The sequence below is a fragment of the Streptomyces spirodelae genome (genome assembly GCF_017676385.1).
In the GTDB taxonomy this organism is placed as follows: domain Bacteria; phylum Actinomycetota; class Actinomycetes; order Streptomycetales; family Streptomycetaceae; genus Streptomyces; species Streptomyces spirodelae.
In genome coordinates this window covers 61030-79402 of record NZ_JAFFZN010000017.1, presented here as the reverse complement: position 1 = coordinate 79402, position 18373 = coordinate 61030, and the positions used below count along the sequence as shown (strand labels likewise).

Here is an 18373-nt window from a genome sequence, read left to right as displayed (position 1 = left end):
CCAGGCCCGCCAGGGCGTGGACCCCGCCGAGACGGACTGCGGGGGGCCCGCCCCCCCCCCGCCCGCCGGATCTCCGACTCGGACGACGCCGGGCCTCGTCCGGCGGAACACCTCCGCTCGTGTGCGTTCCGGGTGGGGAACGGGTGCGGTCACGACGTCATCCCAACGTGCGGGAGGCGATGTCGGGAAGACGGCTCCGTCGCCGGTCGTGCTGCACCTGATCGCCTCCCGCCCCCTGAGCAAACCGGAACCGTCAGCCGGACGGTCGCCCTCGGAATGCCTCTGCCAACCGCTCGACCATCATGTGCTGGTTCCAGAGCTGTCCCGGGTCGTTGGGCATCGCCGCGTCGTACAGTTCCAGGCGGGATTCGGCGGGCACCCGCCACAGCCTGTCGCATGCGTCGGCAGTCTCAGTCACCTTCAACCCCAAGGCGGCGCGGACGTCGGGCGACAGACGGGTGTCGGTGCGGAACGTGCGGGCACCGCCGGCGTCGACTCCGGGCAGGCCGGTCAGCCACAACGCTGCCTCCGCGTGGTCGAGACCGGCGGTCTCGGCGAGGCGGGCTGCCGCGTCGGGGTCGAACGGCACCGGTTCGCGTCGCTCCAACTCGTCGGCCAGTAGCCGCAGCCGCTTGCTGGTGGCCCAGCCTCGGGCCACCGGCCGGATGTCGACGAATCCTTCCGGCCGGGGCATGTCGCCCCGTTGCAGAAACGCCTTGATCCTGTAGTTCCTGCCTGCTTGCGAGCGGGCCCAATCGCCGAAGTGCATGGCGATGTCCAGCGGCAGCAGTGTGCCCTGCGCGGTGGACCGGGCCACCGGGGGCTCCTCGTCTCCGTTCTCCCCTGGGTCCAACAGACCGCGGTGCAGTCCCGGATCGTTCAGAGGCGAGGAGGCCCAGAACCGCAGCAGCCCGATCACCGCGGCGCGATGCTCGGCGGGGGTGACGGCGCTGGCCGCCCGGATGCCGAGGCCGCCGATGCGGCCGACGAGCTCCGTCCAGTCATAATGACTCCCGTGGACCGCCCAGTGGGACATGGCCGACTCGCTGTCGATCGAGCCGGCGAAGAACGCCGAGGCCAGCTCGATCTGCCGTACCGTCCCGCCAGTTCCCTCGGAGTAGAAGCTGACCAGCCCGTCCAGCGCGCCGTCCACGTCCCCTTCGGCGACCTCCAGCAGCCGGGCGGCCTGCTGGCCGAGCACTTTCAGGAGCCGGTCCCGGTGCTGTATCCGGCGGTTGGTCTCCTGGAAGAACCCCATGAGGCCGTCCAGGAGTAACTGATGGCCGACCTGGGGCAGCAGGGAACCGAGGGCTTTGCGCAGCGCCGGCGCGGAGGTGGACGTCGCCGCCAGCAGTGCCCGCACGGTGTCCTCGGAGATCTCCCGCAGCGCCCGCGAGCCGGGGAGGTCACGGGGGGTCAGGAAGTGCCAGAATGCCTTCGGCGGCATGCGCCGTGTGCCCGCGGCCATCGGGGACGCGTGGTTGACGATCCAGTCCTGGTCCATCATGTAGACGCGCCAGTGCGACGCACCGGTTTCCGGATCGCGTGCGGTGACGTCGTAGCCGCCGTCCAGCAGCAGTCGTCGGTCCGAGCAGGGAACGTCGAGGAGCCCCCAGGGGACGGGGGGCTTGGCCGACCAGCGAGCGTGCGGCAGGGACCCGGTTGTCGGGAGAGCGGTGCCGTGGACGCCGTCGATGCGGTGGTATCGGATCCGTCCCGTCTTGCGGTCGTAGGCGACCCTGAAGCCCAGGTGTATGCCGTCGGTGCCCAGAGGCGAGGCGCCGGTGCCGGGAGTGACCGGGGCCAGCGATGCGTGCTCGATCAGCCAGCCCTCGTCCTGACCCAGCAGCGACGGGTCGAGGAACGCGGGCAGGCCGGGCTCGCCGAGTTCCTCGGTGGACAGGTCGATGGGGCGAACCACCCGGGATTCCTTGTCCACGCCGGTGTACCACCAGTACGTCCGGCCGTCGTGGAACATGTGGCCCTCGGGGTCAACGCGGCGATCGCCCACGGTCAGCAGCCGGTGGCCCATGAACCGCCGGGCGCCGGGGCCCAGGAAGGTGTAGCCGGAGCGCGTCTTCTCGCCGAACCGCCACTTCCACGAGGTTTCGTCCTTCGTATGGATCTCGCCCGGCGCGCCGGACCAGTACACGCTCTGGTCCCGGTTGACGGCGTGAAAGACCTGGAACTCTCCTTCTGAGAAGAACGCCCGCACGTCGTAGCTGAACTGGCTGGCGCCCTGCGGCACCACCAGCCGGTGCTCCGCGATCCGGCCGCCGGGGCCGATCGCGATGGCCTTGCGGCGGTCGTGCACCGTCAGGATCGGCCAGCTGGCCCGGCACCAGTTGTCCTCGCCCGTCAGTTCGCCGGCGGCCTTGTCCAGGGCGTCCCAGCCCAGCTCGTCGAGGATGCCCGCGCGGAGCGTCTTGGTCAGCGGGGCCACGAAGTCGAGGCCGGCGAGCCGGTCGAGGAGGCCGGGCAGTTCGGCCACCGCCCGCCGGGACAGTGTTCCGTAGAGCCAGTCGAACGCGTCGAGAGCGCTTTGGAGGGTGCCGGAAGTGGCGCAGTTCAGTCGGTCGTCGATGATCCTGCGCAGGAAGGGCCGCAGTGGCTCGATCGTCCATGCCCTCTTCCAGCGTTCGTCGGACCACGTGTCCGCGAGGAGGGAATGGACCAGCGGGTCGGCGAATCGGTCATCGGCCGTCAGCGCTTCCAGATCGCCGCGGTCGTGCTCCCACCAGCGCCCCAGCAGCAGCTTCGGATCCGGGTCCGGCAGCGGGATGCCCGCTGCCAGGCACCCGCCGATGACCGCCGCGTCGATGCGGTACTCCTTCGCGGTGCCGTTGCCGAGGCGCAGTGGGCCCTCTTCCGGGCCGATCCGCGCGGCCAGGCGCGGCAGCAGGTCCAGCAGCGCCCCGGGGGCCTTGGGTGGGCGTCGGTCAGGTCCGCGGTAGCGGCGGAGCATTGCGGTCAGCCACCGGCCGGTGTCCTCGCCGAGTTGGTCGAAGGCGTCCGCCTCGTCGAGGAGGGCGACCCACCAGGCGTCCATGTCCGAGTACGGGAGGTCGAGCAGGTGCCACACCAGCCGTCTCTTGACCGTGTCCGAGGCGGCGACGGCGGCCAGCCAGGTCTTGCGCTGTGAGGTCCAGAAGCCGTCCGCGGCCCGCCAGAGCGCCGGGGCTTCCACGAGGGTTTCCAGCAGGGACCCGTGCTCGGCCGCCACGTCGAGGCCGGCGGCCTTGGCCAGTTTGGTGAGCTGCTTGAGCATCTCGGGCCAGGGCGGCAGGCCGCCGAGCGTGCGGCGGACCGCCAGTTCCCGCAGCTCCTGGTAGGCCGCGACGGGATCGCCCCGGCGCTTGCCGAGGTTTGCGACGTAGGTCTTGATGTCCTTGACCGACAGGGCCCCGGCGAGGGCGAACTCCAAGAACACCGCGCGCTGCCTGACGGGATCGACGGACGGCAGGTACTGGTCGGCCTGGCGTGCCCGGCCGAACATCATCGCAGCCTGCCGGTGGCGGCCGGCGGCGATGAAGGCCCGGCCGACCTGTTCCCAGTAGGCGGGAAGGTGGGAGTCCGGCAGCGTCGCGGCGATCTGTCCGTACCGGTCGAGCGCGGGTCCAGGCTTGGGTCCGGCCAGCCGCTCGGCGCGCGCCATCTCGGGCGCCGCCGCCAGGGCGGCGTCGGCGTGCGCAGGGTCGTGCAGCAGAGCCCACGCCGGGTAGCCGGGTTCCCTGGCGGTAACCGCCGACACCGGTGCACCAATCTCGGGTGCGGAGAACCCGGCGGCTGCCAGCACCCGGTCCTCGCCGGGCGCGGCAGTCTGCCCGCTCAGTCGGACCACGGGGCGGGTGCCGAGCAGCGGGTGGGTGTAGCGGCGCGCGGTGACCGGCTCACCGCCCGAGGTACCAGCGGGCGCCAGGCCCGTGTCCAGTGCGACGCGGTCACTGGTCATCGGTCGTCCCTCCTGCACGGATCAGTTCTGCCATGCGTACGCCTTCGGACCAGGCCACCGGACCGACCTCGCCGAGCGCGACGGGCCGTTCGGATGGATCGACCCACAAGAGCCGTCCGGTCTCGATGGGCAGGCCGGGATCGTCGGCCCCCAGCCAGTAGCGGGCCTGCAGACCGACGCCACCGTCGGTGGTCCGCAGCGACGCGAAACCGCCGCGTATGACGAAGCCGTACCGTGCGGCGCGGACGGTGGCGTGACGCAACTCCTCGAACTCACCCCCGGCGTAGTCGTCGAGGCTGGTGGCTTCGGGGTCGACATCGTCCGGCCGGTGGTGGATCGCGCGGGCGAGCTGCGGGATGCCCTGCACGGCGTCCTGGCCGGCGAGCACCTCCCGCCACTTTCCGACGTCGGACAGCAGGACCGGATGCGGCAGGGACACCGGGCCCACCGGCGGGGTGTGCGGAGTACCGTCCTGGTCCACCAAGCGGGTACGACCCTCCCCGGTCACCTCCGTCAGCAAGCCCGTCCGCCCGTCGACGACCACTACGAGGTGCTCGAGGACGGACCGCCAGCTCGGGTCCGGCCACACGCGGGCCAGCAAGGCGGCGGGTACCGGAACGCCGGCCAACAGCCAGGACTCCACGGTGGACCGGCATTCCCCCTCGTGCCGCACCAGCCGCTCGCGCAACTCGGACAGCTTCTCGCCCGTCGAGCTGCTGCGCACGGCTCTGGGGACTGACCGCAGCACGCGGCCGTCGGACTTACGGCATCTGAGAGTGGTTCCGTCCAGGGCCAGTTCGTGGTCAGGGACGGCGGGAAGCCACACGGGCGAGGTTGACATGCTCCGCATCGTGTCAGCCCTCTGTGACAACCCAGTTGGGCGCATGACAGTCAGCCTGGGCATGCGGCGTCGCGCCAGGCGGGCCCGCGCTGTGCTGCGGTGTCCCAGACCGCCTCCTTTCCCAAGCGGGTCAGCGCGATGAACCCGGACACGTTCGTGAGGCGGGCTGCGCGCTTGGCTCGGAGGGTCCGCGGAAGTCGTGCGCACCTCGGCCCGCCGCGTCGGCCGATGCGGTTGGTCAACGGTCTGGCGCATGACCTGGCTCGGTCGGCCGCCGGTGCTCTGGACCGAGTCCGACCGCTCAGCGTGCAATCACTCCGGTACCGCGTGCGGGGTCCTGCCCGGCCACCGCACGGAGCGCCGCCCTCGGCCCGGGGGACATGCACGGCAGATGCGCCCTGCCATGCCATGAGATCTGTCACATCGATCCAGGGCTCAAAAGGCACACGAAGGTCGATATCTCTTGGGCGGCGCAAGAGAACTTTTCCACTTTGGTGGATATATCTGCTCGGGCCTGCGATGACGTCCGCCCCGCAGCGGCGTGGCAGCCACTCGCGTCGCTGCCAGGCGTTCTGACGGTGTAGCAGTGCCGTGATGAACGCGTGAAGGCGGATCCAACACGCTTCGCCGGGAAGCGCAAGCCACGTGTGTCACGACGAAGCTCCTCGGGACCGAACACGTGTTGCCCCGCGCCTTCGGTGGCCCTAAGGATGACGGCCCGCAAGGCGCGCCGGCAGGAGGGCGTGTCTGCGATCACCGAGTGAGGTCACGTATGAGCAAGCACCGCAGCAAGAAGACGCGCCGCCGGAAGATAGCCGTCGCGGCCATGGCCGTCGCTGCCGTGAGTGTGCCTTCCGTTGCCATGGCCTGTCTGGACGGGCAGGACAGCACGGGCTCCGAGGCGCGTAGCGGCGAGCGGACCAGCCCGCACACCGACGCGGACCGGGGTGACCACCGGGGGAAGCACCGCGGCGACCGGTCCGAGCCCACCGCACGGGCCACTGCCTCGCCGCGTATCACCAAGTCCGCCCCCGCCTCCTCCGCGGCCCCTACGCGTACCGCTCCGGCCAAGGCCACCACCAAGTCGAGCGCGCCGTCCTCCAAGGCCCCCACGTCGACTCCCGCCACCCCGGCGTCAGGGTCCTCCGGTCTCCAGGGCCAGATCGTCGAGCTGGTCAACAAGGAGCGCGCCAAGGCCGGCTGCAAGCCGGTGACGGTCGACGCCAGGCTGACCAAGGCCGCTGAGGCCCACAGCGAGGACATGGCGGAGCACAGCAACATGTCGCACACCGGGTCCGACGGATCCTCCCCCGACGAGCGCATCGAGCGGGCGGGGTACTCCTGGAGCACCTACGGCGAGAACGTGGCCTACGGCTACAGCTCGCCCGAGAGCGTCATGGAGGGCTGGATGAACAGCTCCGGCCACAGGGCCAACATCCTGAACTGCGACTTCAAGGAGATCGGCGTCAGCCACGCCCAGCCCGGCCACTACTGGACCCAGGACTTCGCCACCGCCCGCTGACCCGTCGGGACCGTGAATCGTGCTGTGCAACTCCCGATCAAGGAGGATGCACCGGTGATCAGTCAGCACAGGACCGGGGCCGTGACCCGGGCCGGGGCCGGTGAGCCGGCCGAGACTTGTCCCGATCCGGGAACCAGTCGCGAGCCGGGCGTACGGTGTTCCGATCCGCAGCTGCGCGAGAGCCAGGAGAGCTTGAGTCCCCAGTCAGGAGCCGTCGGCCTTGAGGCCGGCGACGAGGGCCAGGTGGCCACCGAGCTCCAGCCTGATACAGGCCCCGTCGCTGCGGTCAGCCCTCCGCGCGCCACACGGTGCCCCGGCGTTCGTACTCAAGGACCATCTCGGCGAGCAGCGCGGTTTCCGGGCCGTAGATGCGCTCGGCGAGCCAGAGGCCCAGATCGAGACCCGAGGTGACACCGCCACAGGTGATCAGGTCGCCGTCGTCCACCACGCGCCCATACGTGAGCTTCCCGCCCTGCTTGGCGAGATCCTTGCGAGCCGCGAAGTGCGTCGTGCACGGTCGGCCGCGGGTGATCTTCGCCGCCGACATGACCATGACGCCGGTGCATATCCCGCCCATGATCAGCCCGGGCCGCTCGGCCTCGGCCAGTGCGCGTGGTAGTACGCCGCGCTTGATCTCGTCGTCGACCCCGGACCCCTTACCGTAGCCCCCGCCCGGCACGAGCAGGACGTCTGCGTCCTCCGGGGCCCAGGGGTCGCGTATGTCGATGTGCATGCCGGACGACGTCCGTACGGTTCGGGGGCCCTCGGCGCTGACGAAGCTCTGCTTGATCCGGCGTTTGTCGGCATCCGCGACGATGCCCAACACCTCGATGGGGCCTGCGAAGTCCTGCTCCTCGACTGCGTCGAACAGCACTGTGTGCACGCGTAGTTCGCGCGTGCGCTTGCGCTTCTGCTCGGCGGCGGGGGCGGAGGCAGAGGCGCCGCTGGAGGTGCCGAGGCTCAGCGCGGTCGCGGCCGTGGCCGCGGCGCCCGTACGGAGAACGTTTCGGCGCTGCATGGTGTGTGCTCCTTGGATCGGTCGGGGTCGGAGGCGTGACGGAGCGAGTTGGCCGGCGTCACGAGTTGCGCTGGTTCCGAGCTGTGGAACGCGGGCCAGACGACTCTCCCCTCGGGCCGGAGCCGGATGGAAGGGGATGTCCGGATGTGTGGGCTGCTGGTCCTTGAGGACATGTCGGCCGGGCGTCAAGACTGGGGAGCGTGGAGACCGAGGGCGATGTGGTCGTGGTCGTAGGCGACGGCGTGGTGCTGCTCGACGTGGCCGGTCCGGTGCAGGTGCTGCACGGGAGCGGCTACCGGGTCCGGCTCGCCTCGCTCGGCGGGCGTGCGGTGGTGAGCGACACGGGGATTCCGCTGGGGGTCGAACTGGCGGTAGAGGACGTCCCCGAGACCGTGGACACGGTGATGGTGCCGGGCTATCCGACGGTGAACGGCCACGGGCATCCGCAGGAGCTGATCGCACACGTACGCCGCCTCGGCGCGGGCGCGCGGCGTACGACGTCGGCCTGCACCGGCGCGTATCTGCTGGCGGAGGCCGGGCTGCTCGACGGGAGGCGGGCCACGACGCACTGGGCCGAGTGCGCGATGCTCGCGAGGCGCTTCCCGCAGGTGCGGGTGGAGCCCGACGCCATCTACGTACGCGACGGCCCCGTCATCACCTCGGCCGGGGTCACCGCGGGCATCGACCTGGCGCTGGCGCTGGTAGAGGAGGACCACGGCCCTGAGGTAGCGCGTACCGCGGCCAAATACCTCGTCGTCTTCCTGCAACGCCCAGGCGGCCAGTCGCAGTTCAGCGTGCGGAGCGCGGTGACCCCGCCCCGCAATGCCGGGCTGCGGCGGGTGCTGGATGCCGTGGTGGCCGATCCCGGAGGGAACCACACCCTCGCCGCCATGGCCGAGCGGCTCGCCGTCAGCGAGCGCCACCTCAACCGGCTCTTCCGCCGCGAGGTCGGCAGCACCCCCGGGCAGTACGTGGAAAGCGTCCGCATGGAGGCAGCGCAGGCCATGCTCGAGTCCTGCGACGCCGGCGTGGACACCATCGCCCGCACCTGCGGGTTCGGCACTGACGAGACGATGCGCCGGGTGTTCGTGCGCCTGCTCGGGGCGCCTCCGGCGGCGTATCGAGCGCGTTTCGGCACAACTCCCGCGTAGGCGGATCCCGCGTCTTGTGCCGGCCGGGCAAGGTGGGCTGCCCTCCCCACAGGACTGTCAAGATCTCCAGGAGTGCTGATGTCTGCGCACCCGTCGCGCCGCGCCGCGCTGACCACCGGAGCCCCCGCGCTCTCAGGCGGCGGCCATCACCACAGATGCCTACGGTGACCGTGGTGGAAATTCGAACCGTGGGCGGAAAGGCAGCGGCTCCTTGCGTCGGCTGTCGGATGCGTGGGGTGGGACAGCCTTTCAGGATTGCTGATCAGGGAGTCCCCTCCATCACCTGAAGGAGTCAGCGCATGTCCACTTCTCCACAGCTCGGCAAGGAGTTCCGCTACCTCTCCGCGGAAGAGGTGATCAGCCTGGGGATCTCACGGGAAGACGTGCTCGAAACCGTTCGTAGGGCCCTCGTGGAGCACGGCCGTGCGCGTTACGAGATGCCCGCCAAGGTCGGGGTGCACCCCTACCCCGAGGTGTTCTTCCACGCCATGCCGGCGTACCTGCCCGGCCTCGGCGCAGTGGGGATGAAGTGGATCGAGTGCTATCCGAACAATCCGGAGAAATTCGCTCTACCGCAGACCACCGGCCTGCAGGTGATGAACGATGTGGAATCAGGGGTACCCATCTCCCTGTTCGACAGCGCATGGCTGACCGCTCACCGCACTCCCGCTGTGACCGTGCTGGCGGCACAGGCCCTCCACCCCGGGGCCAGGACCTTCGGAATGTTCGGCTGTGGCATCCAGGGGCGCGAGCACGTCCGCTACGCCGACACCTTGCTCACAGACCTTGAGTCGATAACTGTGTACGACACCCGCGAAGAGGCTGCCGACCGTCTCATAGCCGAGCTGCAGCCTCAGGTCGAAGTCAAGCTCGTCAAAGGCACATCGGTCGAGGCGGTCGTGAAGGAGAACGAAATCCTCAGCTCCGCCACCGTCATCCTCCGGGAGCCTCAGAGCATCGCGAAGGACGAGTGGGTCAGTGCCGGACAGACCATCCTCCCATGCGACCTCAACACTTTCTGGGACCCTGCCACATGCGCGCGCGGCACCTATATCGTGGACTCCGCCGACGAACACGAACTCTTTGCCGAGATGGGGTACTTCCCGGGCGGACTGCCCGACATCGCCGCTGAGACGGGACAGGTCCTGGCCGGCGTCAGGCCCGGCCGCACCAGTGCCGACGAGATCGTCGTCAACAGCAACATCGGCATGGCCGTCTGCGACATCGCCATGGGCAAGCTGATTCACGAGCGAGCGATCGACAGGGGCGTCGGCACTCTGCTGCCCTTGTGACCGGCCACCAGTCAACAGCTGGCGAGGGCCCCGCTGCCGCCTGGCGCCGGGGCTCTCGGCCTGTCGGCGGGTCGTGGTAGTCGGTGATGCGTACGCGTACAGTGCACAAAGTGCCCAGCTCCCTCGTCGACACCGTCCAGCATTTCGTGGACGACCTCGCGCAAACGCTGCGCAAGTCCGTGGCTCTCGATGATCCGCACGGCAACCTGATCGCCGTCAGCCGCTATTTCGGTGACGAGGACGATTACCGCACGTATGTCCTTCAGCACCGCCGAGCCCGCCGTGACGTGCAGGGCTATCTGGTCTCCTTCGGCCTGACGGAAGCCACCGGGCCGGTCCGTATCCCGGCCAACGAACAGTTCGGGCTTGCCGAACGGCTGTGTTACCCGGTGCGCAGGGACGACGAGCTCTTCGGATTCCTGTGGCTTTTCACGTCCGGCCGGGCAGTCAACGACGAGGCGGTGCGGTCCACGTGCGAGGAACTCGCCGAGGTGCTCTTCGAACGGCGGGCCCACGTCCAGCGTCGGCAGGGCTCGATGGCGACGCTGTACACGGACGTGATCGAGCGGAACAGACCCGAGACGGCCCTCGCAGCCCTGCACACCCGGTACAACCTGTCCTCCCTTGATGCGTTCACCGTGATCACCGGGCCGCCGTGCGACATCGGCGTCACCGATACCCGCTTCGACGCCGAGAGCGTCGAGACGGGCGTGTGGCGGCTGCGCCGCGTGTTCTTGATCGAGGAAGTCTGCCGCCTCGATATCGCCGGGCAGCCCGCTCTGCTGGTCGGCATCAGCCGGCCCGACGCCGAGTACCGGGACCCGGCGGAATTCCCGCATGCCCTGGCCGGCGAGCTCCGCACCGTCGACGGCCTCGGCGCCGCGGGGCTCAGCTCGGTCGGCCGAGTCGAGGACCTGCGGGACCTGTACACCCAGGCCGGTATCGCGGCGTTCTGCGCCGATGCCCTCCTCACAGCCGACCTCGCCGTCCAGTGGGACGAGCTCGGGTTCCTCGTGGACATGTTCGTCGAGCACATGGACAGGCCGGCGCCCGCCGCTTTCGACCGGCTCATGGCGCTCGTCGAGAGTGACACCAGCGGCGGGACTCAGCGGACTCTGCTGGCCTACCTGCGCCACTCCGGCGACACCCCGAGCACGGCGAACGAGCTCTTCATCCACCGCTCCACGCTCTACTACCGCATCTCTCAGATCTCGGAGAAGAGCGGAGTCGACCTCACCCACGGTCCGACCCGCACCGTGTTGCACACGGCGCTGCTCCGCCGTGCCCTGCGGCAGAGTTCCCTCCGGCCGTTCCTGCAGCCGTAGGGGTCCTGCCACCGCAGCCTGCGAGCCGGAGCGCCGCGCGGGGACCGGACTCCCTCCCGTTCAGCCTCCGCATACGCGCGGTGAGCGCTTCCGCCCGGGGGAGGAACTCGGCTCGGTTTTCTCCGCACCCGCTCGGATGTCCCGCACCTTGCCCGCGCGGAAACTACGAGCAGCCCGGCGATGACGTGATCTGCGGCGTGGACAGTGCCTCACGTCGTGGGACGACCGGGCACGACTACGAGACGCAGGTGAGTAACCATGGCTGATACCAGAGCCGCCAGTCCCCCCGGCATCGGCATCGACGAGGTTCCCTTCAGAAAGGTGCACCTCCTGGCCGCGGTGTGCACGCTGGGTGGTGCCGCCCTGGACGGCTACATCCTGGGCATCATCGGTCATGCGATCGGCCCGGCGGCCGACGAGTTGCACCTGGGCGCACTGGGGCAGGGCCTGATCGCTGCCAGCGCCCTGACGGGCATCTTCGTCGCAGGTCTGTGCTTCGGGCGCGTCGCCGACCGCTACGGCCGCAAGAAGGTCTTCTTGTGGAACCTGATCGCCTTTGCCGCTCTGTCGCTGGCCCAATTGTTCGTGGTCGGAATGTGGGACCTGGTCGCCGTCCGTGTCCTCCTCGGCCTGGCCATCGGCGTCGAGTACGCCGTGGGGGCGGCCCTGCTCGCGGAATTCTCCACCCGCCGACACCGGGGCCCTTTGCTGGGGTCCATCGAGCTGGCCTGGATCGTCGGTTTCGTCGCCGCGTTCGTGGTCGGCAGCCTGTACCAGGGTGACAACTGGCGGCTGCTACTTGCCAGCAGTGCGCTTCCTGCACTGGTGGTCCTGTTGCTGCGCACCCGGCTGCCGGAGTCCCCGCGATGGCTGCAGGCCAAGGGCCGCCACGACGAAGCGGCGGCCATCGTCGCCAGACACTTCGGTGACGACGTGTCTTTGCCGGACCCCGCCGCCATCGAAGCGGGCACAACCCGCCTCTCCACGCTGTTCACCGCCCGTACCTGGCGGAGGACGGTGTACTCCGGGCTCTTCTGGTTCTGTCAGGTCGCACCCTTCTTCGCCATATTCACCTTCGTCGTCCCGATCGCCGAAGGGCTCGGCATCGCGGACGGCCACGCAGCCGATCTGTGGGTCAACGCGCTGCAGCTGATCGGTGCGGTGCTGGGCCTGTGGCTGCTGCACAAACTCACCCGCCGCAGTTTCGTGATCTCGACTTTCGCGTTCATGACGGTCGGGCTCGTACTCATCGGGGTGTGGCCGCACGCGCCGCTGCCCGTCCTCGTCGTCGCGTTCGGTCTGTTCACGCTGGTCGCCACCGCGGCGAGCGATATCCAATTCGTCTACCCCAGTGAGATTTTCGAGACGCGGGTGCGCAGCACAGGCGTCGGCTTTTCTGCGGCCGTCAGCCGCATCAGCGCGGCTTTGGCGACCTACCTGCTCCCCCTGTCCCTGCAGCATGTCGGAGTCGGCGGAACCATGCTGATCGCCGCGGTCTTCCCGCTCGTCGGAACGGTCGCCTCCCTCGCATGGGCCCCCGAGACCAAGGGCGTAGCCCTCGACTAGGACCCCCGGGCAGTCTCGAACGGCGTGCCGTCCAGCTCCGCCGCTGCGCGGCACGCCGACGAATGTCCCGACCCCGGCCGGCGGCATCCCGGTATCGCCGCTTCTTCCGGGCGGTCACCTCGGACTCTGTTCCGACGACCACGCCGCGACATCCCTACCCCGCTGCACCCCTGAGCGAGCGCGCCCCTGCCGTGCCGCTGACGCCCAAGAGGTGTGGCCGGTGGGGCAGTTCGGGTAAGTGGAAGACTGCGGAACACCGGTGGGAGGGGCGTCGAGGAATGACGGGTGACGGGAGTGCGGCGGGGCAAGCGCTGGATCTGGCGGACGCGATCACGCTGCTGCGGGATCAGATTGCTGAGGCCCAGCAGCGGATCGACATGAACGGGGACGGCGGACTGCGCTTCACCCTGGGCGAGATCACCCTCGAACTCGGCCTGGAGCTCGCGCGGACCAGTGGCGCCGACGGCGGCCTGCGGTTCAGCGTGGTCGGCATGGGAGGCAAGCGCGAGAGTACACGTACCGCCACCCATACCCTGACGGTGCCGATGACACCGCATCTGTCCGACGGCGGCGCCATCGACGTCAGCGACGATGACAGCGACGAGGACGACGCGTAGCGCGCGCTTGACAGTCCGACAGGTGCGGTGCGTGTCGGGCGGGCACGTGCCCGAGCAACGGTCACGGGGGCCACGTGGAGTTTGACCGTGTAGTACAGGTCCGGGTCCGTACCCCGTTGCGGCCCGACACCACGTCGTTGGCCACCGGCTACCTGGTCGCACCGCGGCTCGTGCTCACCACAGGACACGTCTTCGGGGAAGAAGCCGGGCCAAGCGGCGGCTCGGTGACGGTGCGCCGCCCGGAGGCGGGCGGTGAGCGTGTACCGGCAACCCCGGTGTGGCACCGCCGAGACGCCACCATCGATGCCTCCCTCCTCGAGATAGCGGCCACCAGCCCATGGCGGCCCCCCGAATCCATGGGGGACCTGCGTACGCGCCCGGCACAACGCTGGGGTCAACTCATCGGCGTCCGCCCCCATCCCGTGACCATCTGCGGTTACCCGCGAATGCAGAAGGATGCAGGCCGCCGCCTGGACGAACAGCTCAGCGGCGACATCCACCCCGGCAGCGGTCGTCTCGCCCAGCGCTATGAGGTGCTGAGCGCCCAACCCCTCCCGGCTTTCACACCGCCTCGCGGGGCGGGGGTGAGCGGATGGTCCGGATTCTCGGGTGCCGCCCTGCTGTGTGGTGACCTGCTGGTCGGCGTGGTTGCCCAGGACCGACGAGCACAGGTGGGCAGCAGACTGACGGCCACGAGGACCCGTGACCTGCTCGGCGATCCGGTCTTCTGCGAGCTTGTCGCCCGGCACACCGGCTGGCCCCCGCTGCTCGAACCCGTCGAACCCGATCACCTCCTCGCACCCGCCGCCTGCGCCCGCGACCTGTGCTCGCCGGCCATGGTGCTGCGCGCCGATGCCGAAGCCGTCCGTTTTCACGGCCGGGAAAAGGAACTCCGTGCGCTCCTCGACTGGTGCCGGACCGACCCGGACGCCTTCGCGGTGCGCGTGCTCACCGGCCCAGGAGGCCAGGGCAAGACCCGCCTCGCCCGCCAACTGATCACGAACTTGCGTCAGGAGGGCTGGCTCGCCGCCCAACTGCGCGTGGACCTTCCGGACTGCCCCGACGGCCCCGGGCCAAACTGGAGCGTACTGGATACCCCCTCGCCCTTTTTCCTCGTCGTCGACTACGCCGAGACGCTGCCCCACCTGATCCGCCGCTTGATCGAGCACCAACGCACAACCCGCCACCGAGTCCGTCTGCTGCTGATCTCCAGAGCCGAGGGCGAGTGGAAGACCCAGCCACTGGGTGCCGGGCCCGACACCCGGGCCATCCTGCGTACGGCCCCCACTCTGGCGCTCAAGCCCCTGCTGCCGTCGAAGGCCGGCCCCACCGCGCACGCAGCGGCCTTCACCGCTGCCGCGCGAGACCTGGCCAAGCTCCTTGGGCACGTCGCCGGGTTGCCGCAGACGGACTGGCGGGCGCTGGCCGAGACCGTCAGGCCGCCCAAGGTGCCGTCGCACGGCCTTGCCCGCTCCCCCTCCGTTCTGGAAACGCAGATGGCCGCCCTCGTAGCCCTGCTGGAAAGCGGCCCCGCTCCCGTGGGCAGGAGCCCCGACCAACCGGTGGAGGAACTTCTCCTCGACCACGAGGCGCGGTACTGGGAAGGCATAGCCGCCTCGCCGATGTTCCGGCTCGACGATCTGCGTGCCACCACGCTGCGGCGCGCGGTGGCCGGGGCGGTGCTGTTCGGGGCCGCCACCCGCACCGAAGCCCTCACACTGACCCGGAACGTGCCCGGCCTGCCACCCACCCGGGATACGGACGTCGCCGAGTGGCTACGGACGCTGTATCCGCCGCCACCGGGCCACTACTGGGGCTCGCTGCACCCCGACCGAGTAGCCGAGCACCACGCCGTCTCCCACCTTGCCGACCCCGACGACGGCACGCTGGCGGCACTGTGGCCCGACGCCACCGACGACCAACGTCTGCGCGCCGTCCTCGTTCTGTCCCGCGCCATCGGCACGCTCGGATCGGGCAGCAGGTTCGCCTCCGACGAAGCGGCGCCCGTCCTGGGTGCTCTGGAGGCAGCCCTCAAGAGTGCACCCCCGAGTCTGCGTTTCCTCAGAGCCGCGACAGCGGCGTTTCCCTACCCGCCGCCGAAGCCGCTCGCTCCGCTCGATCTGCTTCTCCACTACCGCCTCGCCGCCGCCTACCGCGAACCGGCCGCAACGGACCCCGCGGGCAACGCGACCGCCTACGCCCTGGCACTCAACGAACTGGCCGTCCGCCTCAGCGACGTGGGCCGGAGGGAAGAGGCGCTCACGGTCATCGAGCAGGCCGTCGTCCTGGAGCGACGCCTGATACGGGCACACGACAACGCCGAGGCCGAACGCGGCCTGGGTACGGCCCTGTACAACTGGGGGCAGTTGCTCTGTGAGGCGGACCGCTACGACGAGGCCCTGACCGTCGCGGAAGAGGCGGTTGCCGTGGAACAACAGTGCGTGCGCACCAACCGGTCGGCCGACGAGTCCTACCTCGCCCAGGCCCACTTCCGCCTGTCCGTCGTCCTGCGAAGACTTGAGCGTTACAGCGAGGCCGAAGTCGCGAGCCGAGCAGCTGTCGACGGCTATCTCCGCCTGGCACGGGCCAACCGGGCCTACGCATCCAGCCTGGCCCGCGTCCTGATCGACCGGGGCATCATGCTCGAAGACCACCTGGGCAAGGACAGAGAGGGGTGGGTGGCGTTTGCGAGAGGGCTCGAGATCCAGAACCGCTGCGGGCGCCTGGGGGCCAGGGACCCGCTGGCGGGACTTCGATGACCCAGCTGCACGGCGGCCGGAGCAGCGCGTCGAGCCCGGCGACTGCCATCTTCGCCGGCCTCGACGCGACCGGGCCACGCCTTGTTCATCGACGTCGCCACCGGTGATGACGCCCCCTCGGCGCAGAACCGGACCGGAAGACAGCGCGGGAACCGGGTGCAGGGCCGTGAGCCCGTCGTAGGTGCGGGACGCGTGGTCGAAGGCGTGGGTCAGATCGTGGCCGCGCAGCAAGGTCACCGTGGTCACGGCTGCTGGCAGGCGACACGCGGGGTAGCGCTCACCCTCGCCCGGCTGGGACCGCGGTGACGATCAGAAGGCGTTGGTACCCGCCGTGGTCGGGGTCGAAGGGGGCAGCGCAGGTGATCAGGACCAGAGCTGGAGGTCCTGAGGTACGGAACAGGTGGGAGGGAAAGGCTGCCTTGGCCACGGAACGGCGCCCCACTATGCGATAGTGGACCTGTCCGCCGTTTGCTCCGCTCACGGTGACCCTGTCCCCTCGCTGGGCGGAGCTGAGCGAGGCCAGCGCCCCCAGGGCTCCTGAGCGGGAGTCGACGTGACCGACGAGGACCGCGGCGCCGGATGAGGCTCCCGGTCGGGCACCGAAGCGATACCAGCCGACGTCGTCGGGGTCTGAGGGTACGGCGAGATCGTGGGTACGGGTGGTGCCGACCGGCACGATGTCGGCTCGTACGCCCTGGGCCGGCAGGGCAAGGCGCACAGGCACACCCGCTTTGCGGCTGCCAGGCTCCGCCTGAGGGGTTCCTCTTGGAGGGCGCTTCCCGAGAGCGGGGCCGAAATCTGTCGGCGCGTCGGGTGAGAGGCTGGTCAGGAGCAGCGCTGTGACCGAGGTGAGCAGCGCAGCCACCAGCAGGGCCCACCATGTGCGGGGGTGGCCGGTGCGACCGTGGCTCGGCCGCACCGGCCTTCGTCGAGGGGTCACCGCCGCCGGTGCGCCAGTTGCGCGCCGGCGACGAGGACCACGAACGCGGCGCCGGCTGCCAGCGCGTACAGCGCCGTGTCGTCGTTGGAGGCCGCCGCGCCGGATACGCCTGCCGCGGGCGGCCCCGGAGCCTTGCCGCCGGTGGAGAGTGTCTGGGTCTTCAGCGCGAGGTTGTTGTCCTTGGCGCTGCCCCAGGCGTAGACGACGGTTGAGGCGCCATCGGCGAGGTCGAGTTTCGCGGGGCCGATGACCACCTTGTCGGTGCCGGCGAGGGTGACGTCGGCGTTGACAGTTCCCGCCGGCACCTCAGCAGAGGCTTCTCGGGGGTTCTTCAGGTCTTTGAAGACGGCCTGGCCGTCGGCGCGGACGTCCACGGCGGGAGCCGCTGCGACGTGGCGCACGGTCAGCCTGGACTTGCCGCCGGGGGCAGGTGACACATCGTTCTTGTAGGCGTTCAGCGCAGGCTGACCACCTTCTGTGAGGTTCGCGACCACTGTGGCGTTGGCCCCGGCGGCCACGTCAACCTGCTTGGCGACCACCGGGCTCCCGGAGGAAGGGGACGTGCCCGCCGGGTAGACCTTGATGTCGTAGGAACCTGCGGGCAGTTGCTGTGGGTCGGTGAGTGAACCCGGCTGGAAGTCGGAGATCAACTCCTTGCCGTTCGCCCAGACATCCACGGGCGTGTCAGGTATGCCGTGGAACACGGTGACTGTCGCGGTGCCTCCGTCTGCCGCAGCTGCTCCTGTGGGGGTGAACGCCAGTCCGAGAGCACCCGAGACGGTGAGTGCACTGGTGATGCGGAGAATTCTCCTGACCATAGCGATGTCCTTCCTCGCAGATATGTGACTGGGCGACCGCTACGACGGGGACCGCGATGGGGACCTGCGCTGTCAAGGGAGGTACCGGCCCGCTGAGAGGTTTTGCCTGACCTCGGAATCGGGCCGGCGCGCTTGCCGAGCATCGACATCGGCGCCCGAAGCCGTCACTCCAACGTTCGAGCCCTGCCCGGCGTCGCACCAACGCAGCAGAGGCGTTCCGCCGTATCGAGGCACCCGGGAATCGCGGAATACCGGCCCTGTACGGAGCACCGCTGTCATTGCAAAACAATGAGCCGTTCGAGTGAGTGGCTGCTGGAAACAGCATGAGTTACCCCCAGGCCGTTGGTGTCCGGCCTGGTCGGATGCTTCATTGAGGGAGGTGACGGACTGTGCGCCGGCCAGGGATGTGAGGGTGCGGGAAAAGTGGACGGCGGAGGCTGTGGCGGTGCCGGGATGAGTCGGGCAGCCGGCCAGGAAGACTCGGCTTCTCGCCGAGCCGAGGCCCCTGGGAGGCGAGCGCCCGGGTGAATCGCACCCGCGGTCCGGCGCGGACTGCCCGTACTCCCTGCGCC

General features: G+C 69.7%; 12 protein-coding genes. 7 read left to right on the top strand and 5 right to left on the bottom strand.

Annotation, left to right across the window (positions count from 1 at the left end; genetic code table 11):
• Positions 1-253: 253 nt before the first annotated feature.
• Both JW592_RS19015 and JW592_RS19010 read right to left on the bottom strand, forming a co-directional pair.
• Positions 254-3952, bottom strand: a complete 3699-nt coding sequence (locus JW592_RS19015; RefSeq protein ID WP_209266342.1) for a hypothetical protein — start codon at positions 3950-3952, stop codon at positions 254-256.
• The gene (locus tag JW592_RS19010) at positions 3942-4793 is read right to left on the bottom strand and encodes a DUF4132 domain-containing protein (protein WP_229376381.1); all 852 of its coding nucleotides are present in this window, start codon (positions 4791-4793) and stop codon (positions 3942-3944) included. Before JW592_RS19010 ends, JW592_RS19015 begins: the two co-directional genes overlap by 11 nt.
• Before the next feature lie 772 nt (positions 4794-5565).
• Here JW592_RS19010 and JW592_RS19005 point away from each other — a divergent pair.
• A complete protein-coding gene (locus tag JW592_RS19005; RefSeq protein ID WP_209266341.1) occupies positions 5566-6315 on the top strand; it encodes a CAP domain-containing protein in 750 nt (249 codons plus the stop codon).
• 286 nt (positions 6316-6601) lie between these two features.
• Here the strand turns inward: JW592_RS19005 and JW592_RS19000 are convergent, their stop codons facing one another.
• Positions 6602-7333, bottom strand: coding sequence for a DJ-1/PfpI family protein (locus tag JW592_RS19000; protein WP_209266340.1), 732 nt, complete (start codon positions 7331-7333; stop codon positions 6602-6604).
• A gap of 200 nt (positions 7334-7533) precedes the next feature.
• Here JW592_RS19000 and JW592_RS18995 point away from each other — a divergent pair, with 200 nt between their 5' ends.
• From JW592_RS18995 to JW592_RS18970, 6 genes are all read left to right on the top strand, one after another.
• Positions 7534-8484: a GlxA family transcriptional regulator gene (locus JW592_RS18995; RefSeq protein ID WP_209266339.1), complete on the top strand. Its 951-nt coding sequence runs from the start codon at positions 7534-7536 to the stop codon at positions 8482-8484.
• 299 nt (positions 8485-8783) lie between these two features.
• Positions 8784-9776: an ornithine cyclodeaminase family protein gene (locus JW592_RS18990; protein ID WP_209266338.1), complete on the top strand. Its 993-nt coding sequence runs from the start codon at positions 8784-8786 to the stop codon at positions 9774-9776.
• A 110-nt stretch (positions 9777-9886) separates the two neighbouring features.
• A complete protein-coding gene (locus JW592_RS33400) occupies positions 9887-11101 on the top strand; it encodes a PucR family transcriptional regulator (RefSeq protein WP_209266337.1) in 1215 nt (404 codons plus the stop codon).
• Between the two features lie 258 nt (positions 11102-11359).
• On the top strand, positions 11360-12667 hold the full coding sequence (locus JW592_RS18980) for an MFS transporter (protein WP_209266336.1): 1308 nt from the start codon (positions 11360-11362) through the stop codon (positions 12665-12667).
• Between the two features lie 278 nt (positions 12668-12945).
• Positions 12946-13284 (top strand): trypco2 family protein, encoded by a 339-nt coding sequence (locus tag JW592_RS18975; protein ID WP_209266335.1) that lies wholly within the window; start codon positions 12946-12948, stop codon positions 13282-13284.
• Between the two features lie 74 nt (positions 13285-13358).
• Positions 13359-16043 carry a trypsin-like peptidase domain-containing protein gene (locus JW592_RS18970; protein WP_209266334.1) on the top strand — a complete coding sequence of 895 codons (2685 nt, stop codon included), beginning with the start codon at positions 13359-13361 and terminating at the stop codon, positions 16041-16043.
• 277 nt (positions 16044-16320) lie between these two features.
• Here the strand turns inward: JW592_RS18970 and JW592_RS18965 are convergent, their stop codons facing one another.
• Entirely contained in the window at positions 16321-16761 is a 441-nt protein-coding gene (locus JW592_RS18965; RefSeq protein WP_307805463.1) for a class F sortase, read from the bottom strand.
• A 218-nt stretch (positions 16762-16979) separates the two neighbouring features.
• On the bottom strand, positions 16980-17801 hold the full coding sequence (locus tag JW592_RS18960; RefSeq protein WP_209266333.1) for a DUF4397 domain-containing protein: 822 nt from the start codon (positions 17799-17801) through the stop codon (positions 16980-16982).
• Between the last annotated feature and the right edge of the window lie 572 nt (positions 17802-18373).